19 protein-coding genes and 2 pseudogenes are annotated in these 24,012 nt (G+C 63.9%); 13 read left to right on the top strand and 8 right to left on the bottom strand.

What is annotated here, in order from left to right:
- Window positions 1-22: 22 nt before the first annotated feature.
- From narH to phaZ, 9 genes are all read left to right on the top strand, one after another.
- Window positions 23-1,546 (top strand): nitrate reductase subunit beta, encoded by a 1,524-nt coding sequence (gene narH, locus AB4Y32_RS20550; RefSeq protein ID WP_368723149.1) that lies wholly within the window; start codon window positions 23-25, stop codon window positions 1,544-1,546.
- A 3-nt stretch (window positions 1,547-1,549) separates the two neighbouring features.
- On the top strand, window positions 1,550-2,326 hold the full coding sequence (narJ, locus tag AB4Y32_RS20545) for a nitrate reductase molybdenum cofactor assembly chaperone (RefSeq protein WP_368723101.1): 777 nt from the start codon (window positions 1,550-1,552) through the stop codon (window positions 2,324-2,326).
- Window positions 2,323-3,045 carry a respiratory nitrate reductase subunit gamma gene (gene narI / locus AB4Y32_RS20540; RefSeq protein ID WP_368723100.1) on the top strand — a complete coding sequence of 241 codons (723 nt, stop codon included), beginning with the start codon at window positions 2,323-2,325 and terminating at the stop codon, window positions 3,043-3,045. The genes narJ and narI overlap by 4 nt, the downstream gene beginning before the upstream one ends.
- A gap of 16 nt (window positions 3,046-3,061) precedes the next feature.
- Complete coding sequence (locus AB4Y32_RS20535) at window positions 3,062-3,841, top strand: peptidylprolyl isomerase (RefSeq protein ID WP_368723099.1); 780 nt, start codon at window positions 3,062-3,064, stop codon at window positions 3,839-3,841.
- A gap of 37 nt (window positions 3,842-3,878) precedes the next feature.
- Complete coding sequence (locus AB4Y32_RS20530) at window positions 3,879-4,280, top strand: SirB2 family protein (protein ID WP_368723098.1); 402 nt, start codon at window positions 3,879-3,881, stop codon at window positions 4,278-4,280.
- 226 nt (window positions 4,281-4,506) lie between these two features.
- Window positions 4,507-6,378 carry a type IV pili methyl-accepting chemotaxis transducer N-terminal domain-containing protein gene (locus tag AB4Y32_RS20525; RefSeq protein WP_368723097.1) on the top strand — a complete coding sequence of 624 codons (1,872 nt, stop codon included), beginning with the start codon at window positions 4,507-4,509 and terminating at the stop codon, window positions 6,376-6,378.
- A complete protein-coding gene (locus AB4Y32_RS20520; RefSeq protein WP_368723096.1) occupies window positions 6,375-7,070 on the top strand; it encodes a response regulator in 696 nt (231 codons plus the stop codon). The genes AB4Y32_RS20525 and AB4Y32_RS20520 overlap by 4 nt, the downstream gene beginning before the upstream one ends.
- A 650-nt stretch (window positions 7,071-7,720) precedes the next feature.
- Window positions 7,721-7,930, top strand: coding sequence for a ChaB family protein (locus tag AB4Y32_RS20515; RefSeq protein ID WP_087737442.1), 210 nt, complete (start codon window positions 7,721-7,723; stop codon window positions 7,928-7,930).
- A gap of 697 nt (window positions 7,931-8,627) precedes the next feature.
- The gene (gene phaZ, locus AB4Y32_RS20505; protein WP_368723095.1) at window positions 8,628-9,986 is read left to right on the top strand and encodes a polyhydroxyalkanoate depolymerase; all 1,359 of its coding nucleotides are present in this window, start codon (window positions 8,628-8,630) and stop codon (window positions 9,984-9,986) included.
- Here the strand turns inward: phaZ and AB4Y32_RS20500 are convergent.
- On the bottom strand, window positions 9,961-11,001 hold the full coding sequence (locus tag AB4Y32_RS20500) for a zinc-dependent alcohol dehydrogenase family protein (protein WP_368723094.1): 1,041 nt from the start codon (window positions 10,999-11,001) through the stop codon (window positions 9,961-9,963). The two genes, phaZ and AB4Y32_RS20500, sit on opposite strands and share 26 nt — an antisense overlap.
- Before the next feature lie 387 nt (window positions 11,002-11,388).
- Here AB4Y32_RS20500 and AB4Y32_RS20495 point away from each other — a divergent pair.
- The 3 genes and pseudogenes from AB4Y32_RS20495 to AB4Y32_RS20485 form a co-directional block, all read left to right on the top strand.
- Window positions 11,389-11,601, top strand: a pseudogene (locus tag AB4Y32_RS20495) (response regulator transcription factor); the annotation flags it as partial.
- Window positions 11,602-11,794: 193 nt separating this feature from the next.
- A pseudogene (locus AB4Y32_RS20490) lies at window positions 11,795-12,130 on the top strand (c-type cytochrome); the annotation flags it as partial.
- A gap of 57 nt (window positions 12,131-12,187) precedes the next feature.
- Entirely contained in the window at window positions 12,188-12,559 is a 372-nt protein-coding gene (locus tag AB4Y32_RS20485) for a DUF3564 domain-containing protein (protein WP_368723148.1), read from the top strand.
- A gap of 18 nt (window positions 12,560-12,577) precedes the next feature.
- Here AB4Y32_RS20485 and AB4Y32_RS20480 read toward each other — a convergent pair whose 3' ends face one another.
- From AB4Y32_RS20480 to AB4Y32_RS20465, 4 genes are all read right to left on the bottom strand, one after another.
- Complete coding sequence (locus tag AB4Y32_RS20480; RefSeq protein WP_368723093.1) at window positions 12,578-14,110, bottom strand: ATP-binding cassette domain-containing protein; 1,533 nt, start codon at window positions 14,108-14,110, stop codon at window positions 12,578-12,580.
- Entirely contained in the window at window positions 14,107-15,030 is a 924-nt protein-coding gene (locus AB4Y32_RS20475) for a branched-chain amino acid ABC transporter permease (RefSeq protein ID WP_368723092.1), read from the bottom strand. The genes AB4Y32_RS20480 and AB4Y32_RS20475 overlap by 4 nt, the downstream gene beginning before the upstream one ends.
- 20 nt (window positions 15,031-15,050) lie before the next feature.
- A complete protein-coding gene (locus AB4Y32_RS20470; RefSeq protein WP_368723091.1) occupies window positions 15,051-15,926 on the bottom strand; it encodes a branched-chain amino acid ABC transporter permease in 876 nt (291 codons plus the stop codon).
- Between the two features lie 127 nt (window positions 15,927-16,053).
- Window positions 16,054-17,319 (bottom strand): ABC transporter substrate-binding protein, encoded by a 1,266-nt coding sequence (locus AB4Y32_RS20465; protein WP_368723090.1) that lies wholly within the window; start codon window positions 17,317-17,319, stop codon window positions 16,054-16,056.
- Between the two features lie 423 nt (window positions 17,320-17,742).
- On the opposite strand from AB4Y32_RS20465, the gene AB4Y32_RS20460 reads away from it, so the two are divergent.
- Window positions 17,743-20,475: a UPF0182 family membrane protein gene (locus tag AB4Y32_RS20460; protein ID WP_368723089.1), complete on the top strand. Its 2,733-nt coding sequence runs from the start codon at window positions 17,743-17,745 to the stop codon at window positions 20,473-20,475.
- A gap of 125 nt (window positions 20,476-20,600) precedes the next feature.
- Here AB4Y32_RS20460 and AB4Y32_RS20455 read toward each other — a convergent pair whose 3' ends face one another.
- The 3 genes from AB4Y32_RS20455 to AB4Y32_RS20445 form a co-directional block, all read right to left on the bottom strand.
- The gene (locus tag AB4Y32_RS20455; protein ID WP_368723088.1) at window positions 20,601-21,830 is read right to left on the bottom strand and encodes a porin; all 1,230 of its coding nucleotides are present in this window, start codon (window positions 21,828-21,830) and stop codon (window positions 20,601-20,603) included.
- Between the two features lie 126 nt (window positions 21,831-21,956).
- Window positions 21,957-23,303 (bottom strand): MFS transporter, encoded by a 1,347-nt coding sequence (locus AB4Y32_RS20450; protein WP_368723087.1) that lies wholly within the window; start codon window positions 23,301-23,303, stop codon window positions 21,957-21,959.
- Window positions 23,304-23,375: 72 nt separating this feature from the next.
- A complete protein-coding gene (locus AB4Y32_RS20445) occupies window positions 23,376-23,918 on the bottom strand; it encodes a gluconokinase (protein ID WP_368723086.1) in 543 nt (180 codons plus the stop codon).
- Window positions 23,919-24,012 lie beyond the last annotated feature (94 nt).

The raw sequence follows: 24,012 nt of genomic DNA, 5'->3' as shown, positions 1-24,012 counted from the left end.
CGACGAACAGAAGGAGTCAATGATGAAAGTACGCGCACAGATCGGCATGGTGCTGAATCTCGACAAGTGCATCGGATGCCATACCTGCAGCGTGACCTGCAAGAACGTGTGGACCAGCCGGCCAGGGGTCGAATACGCATGGTTCAACAACGTCGAGACGAAACCGGGTATCGGCTACCCGAAGGAATGGGAAAACCAGGACAAGTGGAACGGCGGCTGGGAGCGCCGCGCGGACGGTTCGATCGCGCCGCGTCAGGGCGCGAAGTGGAAGCTGCTGATGAAGATCTTCGCGAACCCGAATCTGCCGCAGATCGACGACTACTACGAGCCCTTCACGTTCGACTACGACCACCTGCATCGCGCGCCCGAAATGAAGGCGGCGCCCACTGCGCGGCCGCGTAGCCTGATCACCGGGCAGCGCATGGAGAAGATCGTCTGGGGGCCGAACTGGGAAGAGATTCTCGGCGGCGAATTCAGCAAGCGCAGCAAGGACCGCAATTTCGACGATATCCAGAAGGACATCTACGGCCAGTTCGAGAACACCTTCATGATGTATCTGCCGCGCCTGTGCGAGCACTGCCTGAACCCGGCGTGCGTCGCGTCGTGCCCGTCGGGCTCGATCTACAAGCGCGAAGAAGACGGCATCGTGCTGATCGATCAGGACAAGTGCCGGGGCTGGCGCATGTGCGTGAGCGGCTGTCCGTACAAGAAGATCTACTACAACTGGAAGAGCGGCAAGGCGGAGAAATGCATCTTCTGCTATCCGCGCATCGAGGCCGGCCAGCCAACAGTCTGCTCGGAAACCTGCGTCGGGCGCATCCGCTATCTGGGCGTGCTGCTCTATGACGCCGATCGCATCGAACAGGCGGCGAGCGTCGAGCACGACAAGGACCTGTATCAGGCCCAGCTTAACGTCTTTCTCGATCCGCATGATCCCGCCGTGATCGCGCAGGCGCTCAAGGACGGCGTGCCGCGGAACTGGCTCGACGCGGCGCGCGCGAGCCCTGTCTACAAGATGGCTGTCGAGTGGCAGGTCGCGCTGCCGTTGCACCCCGAGTACCGCACGCTGCCGATGGTCTGGTATGTGCCGCCCCTCTCGCCCATCACGGCTGCCGCGAACGCCGGGCACGTGAGCGCGAACGGCGAAATCCCGGACGTGAGCCAGTTGCGCGTTCCCGTTCGATATCTCGCGAACCTCCTCACGGCCGGCGACACAGCGCCCGTCGTACGCGCGCTCGAACGCATGCTGGCCATGCGCGCGTGGCAGCGGGGCCGTCACGTCGACGGACGCGAAAACCACGCGGTGCTCCGGCAGGTCGGACTCAGCGTCGCGGAAGTCGACGAGATGTATCGCGTGATGGCCATCGCGAACTACGAAGACCGCTTCGTCATTCCGACGTCGCACCGCGAATATGCGGAGAACGCGTTCAATGTACGCGGCGGCTGCGGGTTCAGCTTCGGCAACGGCTGCTCCGAGGGCGTGACGGAAACGAGCCTGTTCGGAAGCGAGAAGAAGCGCACGATTCCGATTCGCGTGGAGGTCTGAGCGATGTCGACCATCCATACCGATCAGCCTTCGCTCAAGACGACGCTGCGCGTGCTCGCCCATCTGCTCGACTATCCGGATGCGGCGTTGCGAGCGGCCCTGCCCGAGATGCGCGACGCGCTGCATGCGCAAGACACGCTCTGCGAGCAACGGCGTGGCGAGATCGACTCGCTCATCGACACGCTGCTGCGCGACGACGGCTTCGACACCGAGGCCGCTTACGTCGACCTGTTCGATCGCGGCCGCGGCACTGCGCTGCATCTGTTCGAGCACGTGCACGGCGACTCGCGTGAGCGCGGGCCGGCGATGATCGACCTGATCCAGACCTACGAGCAGGCGGGGCTGTATCTCGCGTCGGATGAACTGCCCGATCATCTGACCGTGCTGCTCGAATATGCATCGACGCAGCCGCCTGAATCCGCGAAGGGCCTGCTCGGCGAAGTCGCGCATATCCTGCGCAACCTGTACAGCGCATTGACCAGGCGGCAAAGCGCGTATGCGAGCGTGCTGGCCGCGCTGCTCGATCTCGCGGGAGAACAGGCGCGCGCCGTCGAACTGCCGCAAGAGCCGGGCCTCGACGAAACATGGAGCGAGCCCGCCGCCTTCGACGGCTGCTCGTCCCAGGGCCAGCGACGCCCCGGCGAGCCGCAGCCCGTGCGCATCGTCAGAGACGCGCGCTCGTCTCTTCAAACGCAATCCTGCATGCAACCTTTTACGCAACCTCATACGCAAGCTCATACGCAACTTCATACGCAACCTGAGCAAGGAGCATCGGCATGAACCCCGTGCACAACTTCTTCTTCGGCGTCTATCCGTACCTGTGCCTCGCCGTGTTCCTGTTGGGCTGTCTTATCCGCTTCGATCGCGACCAGTACACGTGGAAGAGCGATTCGTCCCAGCTCTTGCGGGCCGGGCAGCTGCGCTGGGGCAGCAACCTGTTTCACATCGGCATCCTGTTCCTGCTGTTCGGGCACACGGTTGGCCTGCTGACGCCGCATGCGCTCTACGAGCCGTTCATCAGCGCGCAGCACAAGCAATTGCTGGCGATCGTTTCTGGCGGAACGGCGGGACTCATCTGCTTCGTCGGACTGACACTGCTCCTTCATCGGCGCCTGTCCGATCCGCGCATCCGGCTCACGAGCCGCCGCACGGATATCGCGATTCTCGTGATCCTGTGGCTGCAACTGTGCCTCGGCCTTATCACGCTGCCTTTCTCGTTTGCCGACCGCGCGGACGCGCACACGATGCTCGTGCTCGCCGACTGGGCCCAGCGGATCGTGACATTCCGCCCGGATGCGAGCGGACTGCTTGAAGTCGAGTGGCCGTTCAGGCTGCACATCGTGCTCGGCATGACGATCTTCCTGCTGTTCCCGTTCAGCCGGCTCGTGCACGTGTGGAGCGGCTTCGCATCGGTGGCTTATGTGTTCCGGCCTTACCAGCTCGTACGCTCGCGTCGGCTGAACCTGCCGTCGCGTGGTCAGTCGGCCCGCAAGCTCTGAACTCAGGGAGGCGAACATGCAGAACGATCTGCCGGACGTCGCAACGGTCAATGGCGTCGCACTTCATCGTCCGGATGAAGTGCTCGACGCCGGAACGCTGCGTCAACGCGCCTGCACCGAACTATTGCGGCAGGCGGCCATCGCGCAAGGACTGCTCGACGCCGACGACCGCGCATCCGGGGACGGGGCAACCAGCCCCGCGGCGACGGCCGCCATCGACGCGCTGCTCGAACGCGTGCTGCACGTGCCGGAACCGGCCGACGACGCGTGCCGCCGGTACTACGCCGCTCATCCCGCGCGCTATGCGGTGGGCGAACGCGTGCATGCCCGGCATGTGCTGTTCGCCGTGACGCAAGGCGTCGACGTCAACGCGCTTCGTCAGCGGGCGGAAGCGTGTCTGCTCGACGTGCGATGCAGCGACGCCGACAACGACGACCGTTTCGCACGCGCCGCGGCCGAGTTGTCGAATTGCCCGAGCGGCGCTGAGGGCGGCGACCTGGGTTGGCTCGCCACCGACGAATGCGCGCCCGAATTCGCCGCACAACTTTTCGGCCAGACGGAGATCGGCGTGTTGCCACGGCTCGTGCATAGCCGCTTTGGCCTGCATGTGGTGGAAGTCCTCGCACGCAAGCCCGGCGCGCAGCAAGAGTTCGAGACGGTGCGCGCAGCCGTCGCGCAGACGCTGCGGCAGTTGGCGTTTTCGACGGCAGTGCGTCAGTATGTCAGCCTCGAGGCCGCGCATGCGGATATCATCGGCGTCGATATCGAAGCGGCCGCAACGCCGCTCGTCCAGTAACCCGCCCTATCGAAGCCCTTGCCCCCTTGTCCATTCCATGCCGTTGATCGAACTTTATCCGTATGTGAAGCTCGCTCATGTGTCGTTCGTCACCGGCAGCGGCCTGCTGTTCGCGACGCGCGGCGCGGCTGTGCTGACCGGGCGAGCCTGGCCGACGCGTCCGGGCTGGCGACGGCTCAGCTATGTGATCGACACGTCACTGCTGGCAGCGGGCGGCGCGTTGTGGCTCATGCTGCATCTGAATCCCGTACGGGACGCATGGCTTGGCGCCAAGCTGCTCATGCTCGTCGCCTATATCGTGGCTGGATCGTTTGCGCTGAAACACGGCCGCACCCGGTTCGTCCGATGCGTGAGCCTCGGATGCGCGATCGCGCTGTATCTGCTGATCGTGTCGGTTGCCGTCACGCATCGTCCGCTCGGACTGTTCGCGCAGGCGTAGCGACCTCCCGTCCTGGGTCATGCGTCGTTCGACGCGCCATGTCACCCGCAACCGCTTTGCCGCCCGATGTCGCCAGAGCAACCAGCCTGACGACACAACTAGCAAACGCTTGATCTGGATCAGACTTCTCTCGACCAGGCGAAGGCACATTGTCAAGAGAAGGTTTCTGGATGTCGACCGTTAGCGGAGTTCGCGGCAGACGGTTCCGAGCCACCCATCGACGTCAATGAAAAAGTTCCAGACTCTCGCGGCAAAGCTAGGCATCATCGGCGGTTTGCTGCTGCTTGCGGCATCCGTTTCGATCGGCTACACGCTATGGGCAAGCTGGCAGCTCGAAGGCGGCGCGGCCGCCGTCAACGAAGCGGGCCGCATGCGCATGCAAACCTGGCGGCTCGCGCAAACGCTCGCGCGCGGCGATCCCGCGCACATCAACGCGCAAGCCGATCAGTTCGAGCAAAGCGTCGCGCTGCTGCGCAACGGCGATCCGGCGCGGCCACTGTTCGTGCCGCACGACGCGCGCTCGACGGCAGCCTTCGCGGACGTGCAGCGCGCATGGACGGTGGTGCGCAGCCATTGGACCGCTTCCCCCGCGCCCGACTCGGCGCAGGCGGCCGCCGAGGCCGAGGAGTTTGTCAAGCATATCGATCGGCTCGTGTCGGCCATCGAGGGGCGTGTGTCCTATCTGACCGCGATCCTGAATATGCTGCAGGTTTTCATGATCGGCTTGACGATTGCCAGCGCGGTCACGCTGCTTTATTCGGCCTATATCTTCGTGTTCAATCCGCTGGAACGGCTCAAGACGGGACTCGCTCGCGTGCGGGAAGGCGATCTGGCAGCGCGCGTCAAAGTCGACTCGAACGACGAATTCGGCACGCTGTCCGAAGGCTTCAACCGGATGGCCGAAACGCTCCAGGAGCTTTATCAGAACCTGGAGGTGAAAGTCGAGGAAAAGACCGAACGGCTCGCCGCGCAAAATGCGCGGCTGAGCACGCTCTATGAGGCAAGCGCGTTTGCTGCGCACGCGGCGACGTTCGACGAACTCGCGAGCGGCTTTGCGAGACTGGCGCGGCTGGCGGTGAAAGCCGATGCGACCGCCGTGCGATGGACCGACGAAGCCAACCAGCGCTACCTGCTCGTGGCGTCCGACGGCCTGCCGACGGAAATTTCCGAAAGCGAAAAATGCATTCCGACGGGCGGATGCCATTGCGGCCAGCAGCACGCGCAAGCAAGCACGCGCGTGATTTCTATCCGCCCGGATCATCCCGGCCCGCTCGGGCATTGCTCGAAAGCCGGTTTCAGCACGGTGATCGGCGTGCCCGTCAAATTGCAGGACCGGATGGTCGGCGAGCTGGATCTGTTCTTCAACACCCCCGCGACGCTGACGGACGAGGACCGCGTGTTGATCGAAACGATGGGGAGCCATCTTGCCGTCGCGCTTGAAGGCCTGCGCGCGGGGGCGCTGGAACGCGAAGCGGCCGTCGCTGCTGAGCGCAATCTGCTTGCGCGCGAAATGCACGACTCGATCGCGCAAAGCCTCGCCTTCATGAAGATCCAGATCGGCCTGTTGCGCGGCGCGCTCAAACATGCGGACGAGCCGCGTGTCGAGCGGACTGTGTGCGAACTCGATGCCGGCATTCACGAGAGCTTGTCCGACGTCCGCGAGCTGTTGCTGAATTTCCGCACGCGCACGAGCGGCGAAGACGTCATTCCCGCGCTGCGCACGACGCTGCAAAAGTTCGAGCACCAGACGGGGCTCGCGACACATCTGTCCGTCGAAGGACACGGCGTGCCGCTGCCGGCCGATGTCCAGGTGCAGGTGCTGCACGTCGTTCAGGAAGCGCTGTCGAACATCCGCAAGCACGCTCACGCAACCGAAGTGTGGCTCGACGTGCAGCAGGAACCGCAATGGCGCGTGACGGTCCGCGACAACGGATGCGGCTTCGTCAGCTGCGCAGTGCAGAACGATCGGCATATCGGCTTGCGGATCATGCACGAGCGGGCCGAGCGCATCGGCGCGGCCGTTTCAATCGACTCGATGCCCGGATCGGGAACGTGCATCGTACTCACCTTGCCCGAACGCAGGAGGCTGGCAGCATGACAGACCCGACATTGATCCGCGTACTCGTGGTCGACGATCACACGCTGTTCCGGCGCGGCGTCATCGCGCTGTTGAGAGCCGACTCGCGCTTCGAAGTGGTCGCCGAGGCGGGCGATGCCGGCGAGGCCTATCGACGCGCCGCCGAAACGCGACCGGACATCATCCTGCTCGACAACCATCTGCCGGGCGTCAACGGCGTGGATGCGCTGCCGGGGCTTCTCGAAGCGGCACCACAGGCGCGCGTGCTGATGCTGACCGTGAGCGAGGACGAAAGCGATCTGGCTGCGGCGCTGCGCGGCGGTGCGCGCGGCTATCTGCTGAAGACCGTCGACAGCGATGTGATGGCCACGGCGATCGTGCGAACGATGGCAGGCGAATCGACCGTCAGCCCGGAGATGACCAGCAAGCTCGTCACCGCGTTTCAGTCGTTGCAAGGCAAGGACGAAAAAGCGTCATCCGAAGAAGACCCGATCCGCAATCTGTCGCCGCGCGAAGAGCAAATCCTCGCGCAAGTCGCACAAGGACGCACGAACAAGGAGATCGCGCGTGCGATGAACATTGCGGAAACGACCGTCAAGATTCACGTGCAGCACATTCTGCGCAAGCTGAAGCTCAGCTCGCGCGTGCAGGCGGCCACTTATGCCGTCGCGCGCGCGACGCAGGATTCCCCAGTGCCGTTTTCGTTTCACTGACGCGCGAGATGCGCGGCAATCTCCCGCAACTGCGCGGCATCCGTTCGCCTGCCGCGACGTACTGCGCCGCATCGCCCGCCAGGACGCTGGCGCGGAACGTCTGCAGCGCATGCGGGTCCAGTACGGCCTTCAGGAAATCGAATGCGGCGCCGGACAGCCGACCGTTGTTCACGATCAAAATCGGGGGCCAGCCTCCTTCGATCACCCCGACGGCGAGGCTGTCCAACGTAGTCGTCTGCGGCCGTGTCTGTCCAATGGCCGCGCTCGATAGTACCGCAAGGCTCGCCAGCAAAAGCACGAGCAGTCTGACGCGAAGGATCGAAGCCTTGTACATGGCACTCCGGAAAACGCGAACAGCATGGACAACTGCCGATCTCGACGCGCGTGCGAGCCGACCGCCCACGTGGAATGAAGTTTGCGCCGCAGACTGCACACGCTGATGCACCGACCGATCATTAGCTAGCCGTCGGTTGTCAAATCCATTTGAACCGCGGGCCACTTCTGGCGTGCCCCGTTCGGACGGAGGAAGCGGGATCGGCGCGGGCAGCGCGATGCTTGCCGTGTCTTGCAGAGACGCGCGAAGCGTCAAAGCATCATGGGTTTCTGTCCAGGCGTGTCACGCGTTCACGGCCTGTCCAACAGGAGATGCGATGCCTTATCAGACAAACGAGGAACTTCCGGCGTCCGTCCGGGATCACCTTCCCTCACATGCCCAGGATATCTATCGCGCCGCGTTCAATCACGCGTTCGAAGCGCATGCCGCCGATCCGCGCCGCGAAGAGGCGGCTCACCGGATCGCGTGGGCGGCCGTCAAACGTTCATATGACAAGGAAGGCGAGACGTGGGTCCGCAAGTCCTAGACGTGTCGTTGTGAAAACACGGCGCGCTTTTCGGGCTGCACAGCGTCCGGCCATGATCGCAGCCCGCGAGAAAAAGCGCCGCATGGCGCGCGCCCACGCGGTGGAGCACGCGCGCGACATTGGTCCCTCCGCCGCCCGGATCGCGTTGCGCCGCTTCGCATCGGAGCTTGAGCGTATCGACGGTGCGATCGACGGACATCGACATGTCGACAGCGGGATTCAACGTCGCGGTGAGCATGTCGCTCATCGTCCTTTCTTTGCATCTCAGCCCGCTCGCGACGGCACGCCTGCAAGATCCACGCGAGCAGATCGAAGCCGAACTCGGCGCGCACGTCGACATGCTCGCCTGGCCATTCGGCATTTGCGACGTCGACGTTATGCGCATTGCGCGAGAGATAGGCTATGTCGCGGGGTTCACGCTGAGCTCGCGTCGCGTCGAAAAGTTTTTCGACGTTGCTCGCTTTGCCCCGATTCCCGAGGGTCGACGATGTGACGCCGCGCATCCTCGGCCGCCTGCTCGGCGAGCCCGACACGCCATCCGTCCACGCGCGCTCATGACACCGCGCGCGCACGGACACGCGAGCGCGTGCGCAACAGTCGCTGCGTCGCGCTCGTCCTCACGCTGCACGCGATGTATGCTCAGGCTTTCGCCGTATGCAACGCTACCTGCGCTATCGACGGATGCACAGAGCCGATCATGTGGTACGCCCTCATCGATGCACAACGACGCCTGACTCGGGCGATGGCCGAAAGGCTGCCGGAAGAATCGGCGTGCACGCCCGCTGCGCAAGCGCCTTGGGCGATGCCCACGGAAGCGGCGAGTGCGTTCCGCGACTGGATTCTCAGATCCACATGTGCGTTCGAGCAGGCGCCGCCGTTCGCGATCGATGCCGTCGCGGGCGACGTCACGACTGACGAAAGCTGGATTCCCATCGATGAATCCATCGCCGATACGCTGCCCGTCGGCACGCTGCGCAAGTTCACGCGCAACCGCATCGCGCCGGAGGCGGCCGGGAAGTGGCCCGTCATACTCTGCTCGCCGCTCGCCGGCCATCACGCCGTGATGATGCGGGAAACTGTCGAAACGTTGCTCGAACACCGCGACGTGTATATCACCGACTGGGCCGACGCCCGCGACGTGCCACCCGAAGCCGGCCCTCTGCCGCTCGACGATTACGTGCTCGCGCTCGAACGTTTCGTGCGCACCGCTCGCGCGCACGGAACGCCCGTGCACGTCATGGCCGTCTGCCAGGGGACCGTTCCGACGCTCGCGGCGGCCGCCTTGCTCGCGAGCTCGCAGGACGCTCCATTCGCCAGCGTCGCGCTGCTGGGAGGGCCGATCGATACGCGTCTGCATCCGACGCTCATAGACCGCTTCGCACGTTCGCACACGCTCGACTGGTTTCGCACCCACGCGATCGACGCCGTGCCCGCGCCGTATCGGGGAGCCGGACGGCGCGTGTATCCGGGCTTCGTGCAGCAGGCGGCCATCAACGCCGCGCACCCGGAACGGCATCTGCGCCTCGAAGGCCGTTACTGGGCGAGCTGGCTCGCAGGCGACATGCCCGGCGCGCTGAACGCGTTGCGTTCGCTGAACGAGTACGCCGCCGTGCTGGACATGGCGGAATGCTATTTCCTCGACATTATTCGCGTCGTGTTTCATGAACATCTGCTGCCGCAGCAGACATGGTCCGTCGCGGGACGGCACGTAACGACGGACGCGCTTCGCGATACGTCTCTGTGCACGATAGAAGGCGACCACGACGACATCGCGGGCGAAGGGCAAACGCATTGCGCGCACGACCTGTGCAATACGTCGCGCGCGCGGGCGGGTGGGAAGATCACCGTCCCACGCTGCAATCACTACGATCTCTTTACGGGCGAACGCTGGCGCGACGCCGTGCATCCCGGCCTGTGCGACTTCTGGCGCGATGTCGAAAGAGACGCGTCCGCAATCCCGCACGGCGACGCGAGACAGGACCCGTTGGCGGGAGACACGCGTGACGCGTCGACGAAAGCGCCAGCTCGCACTACGATGCCTCGATCAGCACCTTGAGCGCATGCGTGTTGGCGGCGTGCGCAAACGTCTCATACGCGGCAAGAATGTCGACGAGCTGAAAGCGATGCGTGATCAGTTGTGCGGGGTCGAGGCGTCCCGCTTTCACCGTCTTCAGCAACATCGGCGTGCTGACGGTATCGACGAGACGCGTGGTGATCGCGATGTTGCGATCCCACAGCTTTTCCAGATGCAGATCGCACTTGACCCCATGCACGCCGACATTCGCAATCGTGCCGCCCGGTGCAACGAGCCCCTGGCAAAGCTCGAACGTCGCGGGAATGCCGACCGCTTCGATCACGCAATCGACGCCCACGGATTCAGTCAGCTTCATCACTTCCGCGACGGCATCGGCGTGCGAGTTGTTGACGCAAGCCGTCGCGCCGAATCGCTGCGCGACTGCCAGGCGATTGGCGTCCGGGTCGATCACGATGATCTGCGCGGGCGAGTAGAACTGCGCCGTCAGCAGCGACGCGAGTCCGATCGGTCCCGCGCCGACGATGGCGACCGTGCTGCCCGGCTGAACCTTGCCGTTGAGCACGCCGCATTCGAAGCCCGTCGGCAGGATGTCGGAGAGCATGACGAGCGCCTCTTCGTCGAGCCCCGGCGGAATGCGGTAAAGACTGGTCTGCGCATGCGGGATGCGCACATATTCGGCCTGCGTTCCGTCGATCCGGTGGCCGAGAATCCAGCCGCCCGTCGCGCAATGCGAGTACATGCCTCGCCGGCAATACTCGCATTGCCCGCACGACGAGATGCACGAGATCAGCACGTGATCGCCGACCGATAGCCCGCTCACCGCGCTGCCCACGCTATGGACGATGCCCACGCCTTCATGCCCGAGAATGCGGCCAGGCTCGCAGGTCGGCACGTCGCCCTTCAGGATGTGAAGGTCCGTGCCGCAGATGGTGGTGCGCGTGACTTTCACGATCGCGTCGGTGGGCGCCGAGAGTTCGGGCATCGGACGCTCGTCGAGCGACTTCTCGCCAGGGCCGTGATAAACGAGTGCTTTCATATCGCATTTCTCCTGTGACCAATACAACGGTTGCACGCTGTCCAGTCCGGACTTGCGCGGCCGGACAGGCTTGACTTCGAACAACCAGGGCGTCGCCATGCGCCGGCGCGACGCCGTATGCAATGCCTTCGCCAAGGGCTTCGCTGGTCCCACTGTATTAGCGCTCGGCGGCTACCGGTTGACCTGTATCAATCGCCTACGCAAAACGGGCGCGATTGACATGCGTCGACGGCGCCGCGTGTTCGGCTCATAGACTCGATTTCAGCATCGGGCTCGCGCCCGTTCATCCCGTTCTGTCATGGAGCTATGACGATGAGCTACAAAAGCATCCTCGTTCACCTCGATACGAGCGCTCGCGCGCATCCGCGCCTCGAAATGGCGTTGCAGCAACGACTGTCCGACCGCGAGTTCGACGTGTGTTCCGGCGCATCGTCGCGGGACAGAGCCTCACCGAAATCGCCAATGAGCTGTGCGTGAGCGTCAAGACCCGTCAGCACGCACAAGACGCGCGTGCTCGAAAAGATGCAGATGCCGAACGAGAACGGACTCGTGCGCTACGCAATCTGCCACAAGCTGTTCGACGACGAGAACGATATTTAGCCCTGCACCGCGGTACGGGTTCATTGTCGTCTCGATGGGGCTGTCTGGAACGTTGACCTGCCGTCGTGGTGTTTTGACACGCGTCGTGATCGCCAGCGATCGCGCCGCTCTCACGGCCTCCGTTGACCTGGCTCAAGGGCATCCATGCGTCGCGCGATAGATTGAAGCTGTCAGCCAACCAGGAGGCTTCAACGTGATCCGCGCGCGTTTACCTGTGTTGCTTGTTTGCGCGTGCAACGTGTTGCTGGCGACATCGCAGACCGCGCTCGCGCAGCGCAACGAACCGACGGAACGGGTCGGTCAGCAGCATCGCATGTTCTGCCATACGTCGGATGCGCCGTTTCTTCCGCCGTCGTTTCATCAGATCGCGGACCGCTATCGCGGCGCGCCGAACGCGACGGCCAAGCTCGAACACAAGCTGCGGATGGGCGGTCGCGCGCACTGGTGCGATATGGCCATGCCATTGCCCGCCGAGCGCGGCGGCCCGCTTTTCGCGCAAGATGCGCATACGCTGATCGAATGGGTCATTGTCCCCATGATGCGCGCGTTGCAAGAGTCCCGAATCCTGCCCATAAAGGAGCGATCGATGAGAATCACCATCCACCTCGATACATTCGAATGCCCCGATCCCGCCGTCTATGCGATTCTCTGGCTCGACCGCGAAACGCGTAAATGGTCGCGCGAGGGACATGCCGTGATTGATGTTCCGCAATGGGGGACGCTGGTCTCTTCGAAGGGCAGCACGCGTGTCAATGACGCTGCGGGCGTGCATCCGTTTTGCGAGCTGCCGGGGCTCGATCTGACTTCGGCGGAAGGTCCGTTCGAAGGCGAATCGGGCCACGCGCTGTGGTATCGGCATGCGCATCATGCGCCCGTCGTCGGCCAATGGCATGTGCAATGCGTCGACGAAACCGATGCGGAACCCGAGAACAGCGTGTTCGCGAATGACGGGGTTTGAGCAAGTGGCGGTCCCCGATCACCCGCTGATCCTCACCCGTGCATCGCATCCGTCCATCTGCGAAGGTTCGCCCGGAACCGCTTCGAGAAAGCCTCGGCCCATTTCGCGCTCGAAGCGCGACGGCGTGCCTTCCCAGACGATGCGCGCGTGCTCGAGCACATACACGCGGTCCGCGTGAGGCAGCGCGAATGTGACGTTCTGTTCGCCCAGCAGCACAGTGATGGGCGTCGTCTTCTGCAACTTCTCCATCGCACGCGACAACTGCTCCAGAATCACGGGCGCGAGGCCGAGCGTCGGCTCGTCGAGGATCAGCAGCTTCGGCTGCATCATCAGCGCTCGGGCGATCGCGAGCATCTGCTGCTCGCCGCCCGACAGCGTGCGCGCCGTTTGTCCCTGGCGCGACTTGAGGATCGGGAACAACTCGAAGAGCCACGCGAGCTGTTCTTCACGTCCCGCGTCGGCGAGATGGTAGCCGCCCAGGTCGAGGTTCTCGCGCACCGTCATGTCGCTGAACAGCTCACGGGTCTCCGGGCATTGCACGACGCCCGCGCGCGCGATCGCCGCGCCGCTCATCCCTTTCAGGTCCTGACCGCCGAAACGGATCGTCCCCTGATAAGGCACGAGCCCCGAGAGCGCGTTGAAGAGCGTGGTCTTGCCCGCGCCGTTGAGCCCCACGACTGACACGAACTCGCCCTCGTGCACATGAAGGCTCACGCCGTCGAGCGCGCGCGCCTTGCCGTACAGCACGCCGACGTCCTCGACCTGAAGCACATTCGGCCTCGCGCTCATGTCGCCCGGCGGCCTCTCGCGCGTCTCGATCTTGCCGCCCAGATAAACGCGGCGCACGGTTTCGTTTTGCATGACCTCGTCGGCCGTGCCCTCGGCGACGTGCTCGCCGAGGTACATCGCGAGCACGCGGTCGGCGAGCGCCGCGAGACTCTTCACGTTGTGATCGACGAGCAGCACCGCGCGCCCCTCCGCGCGAAAGCCGCGAATCAGCTCGGAGAACGCCACCGATTCCGCTGCCGTCAGACCCGCGAACGGCTCGTCGACGAGCACGACTTTCGGATCGCGCGCGATTGCCTTCGCCATCTCCATGCGGCGCAAATCGGCGAAAGGCAGTGTCGCCGGATGACGCTGCATCACGGCCCCGAGCCCGACGCGCTCGGCGATCTCCCGCGCGCGCCGGTTGACGTGCGGATCGGCGGCGAGTTTCATCAGCGAATCCGGCAACAGCGCGAGCTTGATGTGCTCCAGCACGGTTTGCCGATGCAGCGGCCGCGAGTGCTGGAACACGATGCCCACGCCCGCGCGCGCGATCCGGTGCGGCGCCCAGCCCGCCATCTCCACTCCGTCGACCTTCACCGATCCCGCATTGGGCCGCTCGATGCCCATGATCAGTTTCATCACGGTCGACTTGCCCGAGCCGTTCGGGCCGATCAGGCCGAGAATTTCGCCGGGCCGTATGTCGAAGCCGATGTCCTTCACCGCGACGAGCCCGCCAAAGCGCTTGGTGATCCCGCGTACGGCGAGACGGGGTGAATCGCTCATTCTCGCTCCCTCACGCGCAGCACGTTGCCGAGCAGCCCGTCCGGAAAGAACAGAATCACGGCGAGCGCGACGGCTGCGACCACGAAAGTGTTGATCTGGCCGAGCGGACGCAGAAATTCGCCCGCGACGATCAGGAAGATCGAGCCGAGCACGGCGCCGAGTATCGTGCGGCGGCCGCCGAGCACTGCTGCGATGATGATCTGCACGCCGATGCCGATATCCACCACCGTGCTGACGGACGCTGTGCCCTGATAGAACACGAGCATCGCGCCCGCGACGCCGGAGAACACCGCGCTGATGCAGAACGCCGCGAGCTTGTGCTTGGTCACGTTGAAGCCGAGCGCCTGCGCGCCGATCGTGTCCTGGCCGCTCGCCTGCAGGATCAGGCCGATCGCGGAACGCGACAGCCCGAACAGCATGATCGCGCAGACGATCAGGAAGGCGAGCGCGATCCAGTAGTTGTGCGAGGCATCCACCGACATCACGTCGGGCACCATCATGCCGATCTCGCCGCCCGTCACGCCCGCGAAAATCACGATCGAGTTTTGCAGCAGAAGCACTGCGACCAGCGTGACGAGCCCGAAGTACGGTCCGCGCAAACGCAGTGCGGGCACCGCGAGCAGCAGCCCGCCGATCAGCGCGACGAGTCCGCCTGCCGCGACGCAAACTGCGATGGGCGGGCCCCAGTTCGCATCGAGTATCGCAGCCGTGTAGGCGCCGAGGCCGATCAGGAACGTGGGGCCGAAGTTGACCTCGCCCGCGAAGCCGAACAGCAGGTCCCACGACATCGCGAACACACCGAAATAGAACCCGACGGTGAGCACGCCGAGTATGTAGCCCGACAGCCACCAGGGCAGCGTCGCCGCGATGGCGACGAGCACGATGGCCCACACTGCGCGCGAACGGAAAGGAGCGGTCATGATGGTCTGCATCTGTGCGGTTAGCGCCGTCCGAGAAAGCCTTGCGGTCTGACGTACACGACGAGCACCAGCAGGATCAGCGCGGGCAACGGCCGCAGCGTCGGTGCGACGAGATAGGCGGTGATCGTCTCCAGATAGCCGACGACGTACGCGGCCATCAGCGAGCCCGACACGCTGCCGAGTCCGCCGAGCACGACGATCGAAAACGCGCTCGCAGTCAGCTGTCCCACGTTGTTCGTGCTCACGCCGAGGAACGATGCGAGCAGCACGCCCGCGATGCCCGCCAGCACGCCGTAGATGGTCCATGCGAGCAGGTAGATGCGCGACAGCTCGAAGCCGAGCAGCGTGAGGCCGCGCGGATTCATCGACGCCGCGAGCAGTGCCTTGCCCACCCGCGTGCGGTTCACGAACAGCCAGAGCAGGCCGATCACGACCCAGCACACGACGGCGATGATGATCTCGTTGAACGGCGTGCGCACGCCTGCGATGTTCGCGACGCCCCTGATGAGCGGGCGCATCGTCACAGGGTTGTCGGTGAAGAGCCACGCCATGCCCTGCTGGATCATGATGCCCCACAGCAGCGTGCCCGTCAGCACGAAGATCTCCTTCTCCTCGCGCGGAATCGCCTCCGACCGCTGGATGGGCCGCACGACCATCAAATACGTGATGTACGCGGCGACCATTCCCGACAGCACGCCGAGCAGCGTGCCAAGGTACGTGCCGAGGCCCGCTTCGCCCGCGAGCACCCAGCCCATCAGCGCGGCCACCAGCATCACGCCGCCATGCGCGAGATTGAGCACGCCGGACACGCCGAAGATCAGCGTGAAGCCGATTGCGCCCAACGCATAGAGCGAACTTATTGCAAAGCCGTCGATAAGAATCTGCAGTGGCAGCATGCCCGGCCTTTGATCGTCGATGGGGTACGGATGCCCTATCTGTCGTGACGGATCGCGCTTGCGTTGCCGAACGCGCACACATGCGCTGCGGCGCCGGAGCACCGCAGCTTGCATCACCGTTGCGCGGCTAGTTCGCGGACGCCTGCTGCACCTTGACGAAGGCCGGGAACTTGACCGTGCCGTTCGCCACTGACTTCGGCCAGATCGCCACCTGCTTGCCGTCCTGCCATTGCAGGTTGATGCCCGTGATGTAGCCGGGCCCGTACTTCAGCGCGTGAGTGAACTGATCGTTCTTGCCGTAGAACTGCCAGCGGCCGATCGTGCCCACGTAGTCCGTTTTCTCGAGCGCATCGACCATCTTGTCGGGATCGGTCGAGCCCTTGTTGCGCCTGATCGCATCCGCGAGGATATAGACGAGGTCATAGCTCGTGAAGCCGCAATACGCAGGCGACACGCCGAATTTCTTCTGATACGCATCGACGAACGGCACCGTCTTCGGCGTCATCGCGACGCCGGGCGCCGCTGCCGATGCCGTGATGACCCCTTCTGTCGCGCCGTTGGTGTCCTTCCAGAAACTCGTGGTCGTAGCCTGCGAGCTTTGTCCCGTCATCGGAATGGGCACCTGCTGGTCGTGCCATTGCACGGTGGGCTGCACGCCGACGTGGCTGATGCCCGTCGTGATGGTATCGGGATGCTTGCTCTCGATCTGGTTGAAGATCGGCGTGAAGTCTGACGTGTCAGGATTGAAGCGGATGTGATCGAGCACCTGAAGCCCCGCTTTCGGCAGGCATTCGAGGTAGCGATCGTCGAGCGGCTTGGTCCACGCGGCATCCTCGCTCATCACGACCGTCGTCTTCATCTTGAACTGGCCGACCAGTATGTCGTGCGAGAAATCGCAGATCGACTGCGCGATGAACGCCGACGTCATCCAGCCGTGGAAGGTGTACTTGTAGTGATCGTAGTCGTTGTGAACCTGCTTCGAGATGTCGTTGCTCGCCGCGCCCGGCGTGATGAACGGCATCTTCAGGCGCGCGGACCAAGGCTCCATTGCGAGCGCCACCTCGCTGATGTAGCTGCCGATCACGGCCACCACCTTGTCCTGATTCGCGGCGCGCTGGAATGCGCGCACGCCGTCGGAGGCCGACGAGTGATCGTCGTAGGCGATGATCTGGATGGGTCTGCCGTCGACGCCGCCGTGGGCGTTGATCTCATCCGCCGCCAGTTGCGCGGACTTGCTGATCGAAGCGCCCGCCACCGCGGACTCCTCGCTGATGACCCCGATCTTGATCGGGTCCCCTGCCGCATACGCCGTGGCCGCGAGGCCAAGGCCTGCTACCGCCATACCCGTCGCGACGACGCGATACAGGTCCCGCCACATCTTGTTCTTGGACATGTTCTGTTCTCCAATTCTTTACGATCGGGGAGCGACATCTGCCAGACACGTTGCAGCTATTAAGGGTGCGCGCACAACAGTACCATCGGCATTCGGCGTACTACATCGGTAGTTACGATTAGGGCGGCGCCGCGGCTGCGATGGTGCAAAGCGAAAAAAGCGCGGTTCGCATTCACGTCAGCACTGTCAAGATTCCTGCTGGAACGCCAGAACGCATGCGCATGTCCCGAACGACGGGACAGATGCGGCCGCGCATGCTGCACTGCTTTGCGATGGTTTCGCATGGCGCGCAGCGGCTGCATGACGGGCGGTCTACAATCTGATCGTGCGCGACGCGCAGCAATTGGGGGCGTCAACAGCGAGCACTGTCAGTTCGAGCGGGTCGCGCACTGGTCGTACACATAAGCCGGCAAAGGAGGGACCATGCCCTCGCAAGTGACTCCACGCGTGCGCATCCGACGCACCGCGATCACCGTTGCCGCTGTCATCGTCAGCCTGATCGTCATCGGGCGCATCACGCGCATCCTGGTCGACTGGATGTGGTTTGCTTCGCTCGGCTACGCGCGCGTCTTCTGGACGATCCTCGACGCCAGAGTGCTCCTGTTCGCCGCCGTATTCGTCGTCTCGTCAGCAGCGATCGGACTATCCGGTCTGCTCGCGCATCGTCATGCGAGGCGCTTCGATCCGTCATCGGCGACGCTGGAAATCGTCGACGAGCGCACCGGCCGCGTCATGCCGCGCATTGGCTGGCGCTGGGCCATCGCCGGCGCAGCGGCGCTGCTCGGGCTGCTGCTCGCAGCCTTCGAAGCCTCGAACTGGGACCTCGTGCTTCGCTACCTTCGTCAGGTGCCGTTTGGCGAACGCGATCCCCTCTTCGGCAAAGACATCGGCTTCTATGTCTTCTCGCTGCCCGTCTATGTGGCGCTCAAGAACTGGCTGCTGCGCGTGCTCCTTTGCAGCGCCATCGTTGCAGGCGTGATCTACGGCGTGCGCGGCGACATCGCGCTCGAACAGCCGCCGCGCGGCCTCTCGCGAGCCGCCGCGATGCAGGGCTCGGCGCTGCTCGCGCTGTTCTTTGCGGCAAAGGCCGGGTCTTATTGGCTCGACCGGTTTCTGCTGCTCTATGACGACAACGGCGTCGTCGTCGGCGCGGGCTATACGGACATCCACGTCGGGTTGCCCGTGCTGTGGCTGCTCATGGGTCTTGCCGCCGCCGCATCCATCGCTTCATGGGCCAACATGCGCCTGCGCAGTTATCGAATTGCCATTGCATCGGCGCTGCTGGTGTTCGGCGGCTCGTTCGTATTCGCCGCGATCTATCCGGCGCTCTATCAACGGTTCTATGTGAAGCCGAGCGAACTCAGGCTGGAGACGCCCTATATCAAGCACAATATCGCGCTGACCCGGCAGGCCTACGCTCTCACGCAAATCACGGCCAGGCCTTTTGCCGCGGAACAGGGACTGAATCTGGCCGAGCTACAGGCCAATCGCCCGACCATCGACAACATCCGCCTGTGGGATGTGAAGCCGTTGATGGATACCTATGCGCAGTTGCAGGAGATCAGGACGTACTACCGTTTTCTTTCCGTCGACATCGACCGCTACCGGCTCGACGCCGGCTACAGACAGGTGATGCTCTCCGCGCGCGAACTCGATGCGTCGATGCTTCCCACCAATGCGCAGACCTGGGTGAACCTGCATCTGCTATTCACGCATGGCAATGGCGTTGTGATGTCGCCCGTCACCGAGAAATCGGCCGAAGGCTTGCCGTCGTTCTATCTGCAGGACATTCCGCCCGCTGCCAATGGCGGCCCGACGGTTCGCGAGCCGCGCCTCTATTTCGGTCAAGGCGAGCAGGACTTTGTGATCGTGAAAGGCAGCGTGCCGGAATTCGACTTCCCCCACGGGAAGGAAAACGTGTACGCGGCTTATAGCGGTCGCGACGGAGTCGGCATCGGCAGCAGCGCGCGACGCTTCCTCTTTGCCTGGCAGTTCGCCGATCCCAACATTCTGCTGACCAGCTACATCACGAACACAAGCCGGATTATTTTTCATCGCAACATTCTGGACAGGGTGCGCACGATCGCGCCGTTCCTGAGCTTCGATCACGATCCGTATATCGTCGTGAGCGGCGGGCGGCTCTTCTGGATACTGGACGCATACACGGTCAGCCGCTGGTACCCATATTCGCAGCCTGCTACCGCCGATGGCACCAACTACATCCGCAATGCGGTCAAGGTAGCCGTGGACGCCTATAACGGCACGGTCGATTTCTATGTCAGCGATCCTGCCGATCCCATCTTGCGGACCTGGCAGCGCATCTTTCCCGGACTCTTCAAGCCACTCGATGCGATGCCGCAAGACCTGCGGCAGCATATCCGCTATCCGGAAGATCTCTTTCTGATTCAGGCACAGCTCTATCGCACCTACCACATGGAAGCGCCGGAAGTCTTTTACAACCGCGAGGACCTGTGGCAATTCCCGCGCGAGCCTGGCGGCATCGATGCGGGCAACGCCCAGGGCGCGCGGATGGCGCCGTACTACATGATCATGCGGCTGCCCGGCGAGGCACGCGCCGAATTCGTCCTGCTGCTGCCGATGGTGCCCAGTCAGCGCGAAAACATGATTGCCTGGCTCGCGGCTCGTTGCGATCCACCCGAATACGGCAAGCTCATCGTCTACACCTTCCCGAAAGACAAGCTGGTGTACGGGCCGTTCCAGATCGAGGCGCGCATCCAGCAGAACACCGAGATCTCGCAGCAGATCTCACTGTGGAACCAGATGGGCTCGCGCGTCATTCGCGGGCATCTCGTCGTCGTGCCGATCGAGAATTCGATACTCTACGTGTCGCCGCTCTATCTGCGCGCAGCGTCGGGGCAGTTGCCCGAACTGAAGCGGGTCATCGCCGCGTACGGGGACCGTGTCGTGATGCAGGAGACCCTCGCGCAAGCCCTCGCAGCGCTCTTCGAGCAAACCTCGCCAACGGCGGCGCGGCCTCCGGGCACAGCGGACGAGCGCGCCCGCGAAGCGCTCGCGCACTATAACCGCGCGCTCGAACGGCTAAAAGCAGGAGACTGGAGCGGCTTCGGCTCGGAACTCGATGCGCTCAGGCCGCTTCTCGAATCGCTCGGCGCCGGACGTCCGGAGCATCGTTGACGAGTGTGGTCGGCGGCACGCGTCCCGCTCCCGACATCGAATGATGCGTGCGTGAAATGCAAAGCGCCGCAATCGCGGCGCTCTGTACTACTTCCCTTCTGCTGCTTCAAATGCCACGAGCGGCGTCAGAACCGATGCACGATACCCACGCCCACGCCGACCATGCTACGCGATGACGAAGGCGTCGAGTTGAAGCCGTCGCCGAGCGTCGCCGTTGCGTTGATGATGTTGCCTGCACCGTTGTTGCCGAGCGTCTGGCCATTCGCGCGCTGGTAAGCCTGCAACGCGTACAGGCCCGTGCGCTTCGACAGCGAGTAGTACTCGGACAGGTTGAACTGCTGATACTGCGCGCTGCTCGTGATGCCGTTGGACTTCGTCGCGCGCGTGTAGCTGTAGCCCGTCGCGAAGTCCCATGCGGCCGTCGGCTTCCAGTGCAGCACGATGCCGCCCGTGTTCCAGATCGCTTCGCTGTGGAACGACGAGCCGGTGCCCGGAATGTACTGCACGTTCGTGTACGTCGCCGTGATATCGAACTGGCTGTTGAACGTATAACCCGCGCCGACTGCGAAGCGCTGCTGCGCCTGCGCCGTGCGATAGCCGTTCGTCACAGCCGAGACGCCCGTCTGCGCGCCCGCGTTCGAGGTCGTCGAGTCAGTGCCGAATGCGCCGCCGCCGACCGTCGAGTTGTTGATGCGCGAGAAGCCGACTGCGAGACCGATCGGCCCCTGTGCGTACTGGATCGCCGTGCTCCATGTCGAGCCCTGGTTCACGCTGCCCGGCACGCCCGCGAACGAATACGAGCCACTGAACTTGAAGCCATACAGTTGCGGCGACATGTACAGCAGTGTGTTGTTCGCGCGATAGATCGTGTCGAGGCCATCGACGTCGCCCGGGTGCGCGCCGTAGAAGCCCGTGAGCCAGGTCGTCGGGCTATACGGCGACAGCAGCTGGTAGTACGACGCGTACTGACGGCCCGCCGTGAGCGTGCCATACGTGCCGTTCGTCACGCCGACGAATGCCTGGCGGCTGAACATCAGGTTGGTCGTCGACATCGCGCCGCTGTTCGCGCTGAAGCCCTCTTCCAGCGTGAAGATCGCCTTCGTGCCGCCACCGAGATCTTCCGCGCCCTTCAGGCCGAAACGGCTGCCTGCCCATACGCCCGTGATCATCTTGAACGCCGAGTGGCCGCCCGATGTCGAACCGAGCGTCGTCGAGCTCGACTGATAACCGATGCCGTTATCGACGATGCCGTACAGCGTCACGCTGCTTTGCGCGAACGCGGGTGCATGCGCTGCCGTAGCAACGGAAGCGACTGCCGCCAGACCAATCAGGCGCCGTTGACGGTTCTTTTTCATTTGCGTTTTTCTCCAGATGCCTCATCGAGGCTGTTATTGATTCGTTGTTCTGTGCCTGCCAGTCGATCAGGCTTTCAAACCGATGTAATTTCGCGCCAATGCATTCGCGCCGCTGCGTCGCGCGGCTCAACCCGCCGGCGTCGATGTTTTCGTCACGGTGCGGCCCGTCGCTTCGTCGGTATCGTCCGGTTCGGGAATGGCTTCGATGCGTCCCATCACGAACACGAACGACACGATGCCGACAGCCAGGATCACGCCCGCCACGAGGAACGCGTTGGCGAAGGAGTTCGTCGCGCCGACGATGAAGCCTGTGACGATGGGCGCGGCCACGCCCATCAGGTTGTTGGCGAAATTCATGATCCCGCCGACGGTGCCGACGCCGCCCTTCGGCGCAATCAGCGACGGCAGCGACCAGCCGACAGGCGCAGCCGCCGCGAGACCGCCGAGCGCAATCGAGATCCACAAGATCGCCCATCCGGGATTCGTCGTCTGCGTTGCGCCGAAGACGGCGAGGCCGAACAGCATGCCCGTCACCAGTACCGCCTTGCGCACGCGCGTTTCGTCCTTGCCGCGCGCGATCAGATGATCGATCAGCCAGCCGCCGACAACCAGGTCCGTCACCGTCGCCACGGCCCACGGAATCGCCGCGAAGCCCGCCGACTTGAGGATGCTCATATGCATCGTCTGAACGAGATAGCCCGGCAGCCACGTCAGGAACAGATAGAACGAGTAGCCGTAGGCGGCAAAGCCGATCGTCAGGCCCCAGACCTTGGTCTTGGTCAGCAGGTAGCCGAGCATGCCGAACACGCTTGCGCTCGAGGTGCCTTCGGGCGTCGCGCCGCCCTTCTGGATGTAGTCGAGTTCAGCGGAAGAAAGCTTGCTGTCCTTGCTCGGATCGCGATAGATGACGAGGAACGCGATGAAATACGCGAAGCTCAGCAGCGCCGTGACGCCGAATCCCCATCGCCATCCTGCATTCACGACCACGACGGCGACGAGCGGCACGCCGATCACGTTCGAGAACTTGGCCGCTGCATCGAAGATGGCCGTCGCGAGCGCGCGCTCCTTGCGCGGAAACCAGTAGCCCGTGGCCTTCGAACTGACGGGGAAGCCGGGCGCTTCCGCGATGCCCAGCACGGCACGCGCCGCGAACACGCCGCCGAATCCGCTCGCGAAAACAGTGATGGCCGACGCGAGGCCCCACAGGAACGCGCCCCAACGGCCGACGCGGGTCACGCCGTAGCGGTCGAGAAAGAGTCCCGCCGGCACTTGCAGCAACGCGTACGGCCAGAAGAACGCGCTGAACAGCAGGCCCATATCGGCCGGCGACAGATTGAACGCCTCTTTCATCTGCGGCGCCGCCACCGACAGGTTGATCCGGTCGAAGTAATTGATGAGCACGCCGATGCCCAGCAGCAGGCCGATGACCCAGCGCCGGTTGGGAACGCGTTGCCCTGATGCGATTGCCATCATGGTCTCCTTGAAAAGTTATCGTTGCGGCCCCGTCGATCGGGCCGCGAAGCAGAAAATCGGGACAGCGCTGTCTTACGCCGGCTGCATGATTGCAGGCTGCGACCGCGAGTTGCCGCACCACGCGACCGCCTCCGTGACAAGGCTGGGAAGGGAGCGGGTGCCGTCGAGCGTCAGCGTCAACGGCTCGGCAACGGGGCGCTCGAGCGTGGCAAACTGGCTTTCGACGAGCGACGCGGGCATGAAGTGGCTGTCGCGCTGCGCCACGCGCCGCAAGGCCTCGCGTTGCGGCAGATCGAGAAACACGAAGCCCAGCGACGACGTCGCGTTGCGCAGCCGGTTGCGATAGCGCTCTTTCAGCGCCGAGCACGCGAGCACGGCACGCTCTCCACGGCTCGCGACGCGTTCGAGTTCTTCCGCAAGGCGGTCGAGCCAGCCCGCGCGATCCTCATCGGTGAGCGGAATGCCGCGCTTCATCTTGTCGACGTTCGCTTGCGGATGAAACGCATCGCCTTCGATCAGCACCCCGCCGAGACGGGCCGCGAGCGCCTGCGCGACGCTGCTCTTGCCGCATCCGGCGACACCCATGACGACGAGCGATGAAACGTGTCCGATCATATGCGGCTCCTTTCAGCTTTGAGATAGCGCTATCTCATACAAACAAAAATTATGTCCCGTGACCCTTGGCGCTCCTACTGCACGGCGGCACGAA

Source organism: Paraburkholderia phymatum (genome assembly GCF_040965635.1).
Taxonomy (GTDB): domain Bacteria; phylum Pseudomonadota; class Gammaproteobacteria; order Burkholderiales; family Burkholderiaceae; genus Paraburkholderia; species Paraburkholderia phymatum_B.
Note: the sequence above shows the minus strand (reverse complement) of the source record. Positions and strands in the feature narration are given on the sequence as shown.

Coding starts and splice junctions, on each gene's coding strand:
- narH (WP_368723149.1), top strand. CDS start 23: ATGAAAGTACGCGCACAGATCGGCATGGTGCTGAATCTCGACAAGTGC.
- narJ (WP_368723101.1), top strand. CDS start 1,550: ATGTCGACCATCCATACCGATCAGCCTTCGCTCAAGACGACGCTGCGC.
- narI (WP_368723100.1), top strand. CDS start 2,323: ATGAACCCCGTGCACAACTTCTTCTTCGGCGTCTATCCGTACCTGTGC.
- AB4Y32_RS20535 (WP_368723099.1), top strand. CDS start 3,062: ATGCAGAACGATCTGCCGGACGTCGCAACGGTCAATGGCGTCGCACTT.
- AB4Y32_RS20530 (WP_368723098.1), top strand. CDS start 3,879: ATGCCGTTGATCGAACTTTATCCGTATGTGAAGCTCGCTCATGTGTCG.
- AB4Y32_RS20525 (WP_368723097.1), top strand. CDS start 4,507: ATGAAAAAGTTCCAGACTCTCGCGGCAAAGCTAGGCATCATCGGCGGT.
- AB4Y32_RS20520 (WP_368723096.1), top strand. CDS start 6,375: ATGACAGACCCGACATTGATCCGCGTACTCGTGGTCGACGATCACACG.
- AB4Y32_RS20515 (WP_087737442.1), top strand. CDS start 7,721: ATGCCTTATCAGACAAACGAGGAACTTCCGGCGTCCGTCCGGGATCAC.
- phaZ (WP_368723095.1), top strand. CDS start 8,628: ATGTGGTACGCCCTCATCGATGCACAACGACGCCTGACTCGGGCGATG.
- AB4Y32_RS20500 (WP_368723094.1), bottom strand. CDS start 11,001: ATGAAAGCACTCGTTTATCACGGCCCTGGCGAGAAGTCGCTCGACGAG.
- AB4Y32_RS20485 (WP_368723148.1), top strand. CDS start 12,188: ATGAGAATCACCATCCACCTCGATACATTCGAATGCCCCGATCCCGCC.
- AB4Y32_RS20480 (WP_368723093.1), bottom strand. CDS start 14,110: ATGAGCGATTCACCCCGTCTCGCCGTACGCGGGATCACCAAGCGCTTT.
- AB4Y32_RS20475 (WP_368723092.1), bottom strand. CDS start 15,030: ATGACCGCTCCTTTCCGTTCGCGCGCAGTGTGGGCCATCGTGCTCGTC.
- AB4Y32_RS20470 (WP_368723091.1), bottom strand. CDS start 15,926: ATGCTGCCACTGCAGATTCTTATCGACGGCTTTGCAATAAGTTCGCTC.
- AB4Y32_RS20465 (WP_368723090.1), bottom strand. CDS start 17,319: ATGTCCAAGAACAAGATGTGGCGGGACCTGTATCGCGTCGTCGCGACG.
- AB4Y32_RS20460 (WP_368723089.1), top strand. CDS start 17,743: ATGCCCTCGCAAGTGACTCCACGCGTGCGCATCCGACGCACCGCGATC.
- AB4Y32_RS20455 (WP_368723088.1), bottom strand. CDS start 21,830: ATGAAAAAGAACCGTCAACGGCGCCTGATTGGTCTGGCGGCAGTCGCT.
- AB4Y32_RS20450 (WP_368723087.1), bottom strand. CDS start 23,303: ATGATGGCAATCGCATCAGGGCAACGCGTTCCCAACCGGCGCTGGGTC.
- AB4Y32_RS20445 (WP_368723086.1), bottom strand. CDS start 23,918: ATGATCGGACACGTTTCATCGCTCGTCGTCATGGGTGTCGCCGGATGC.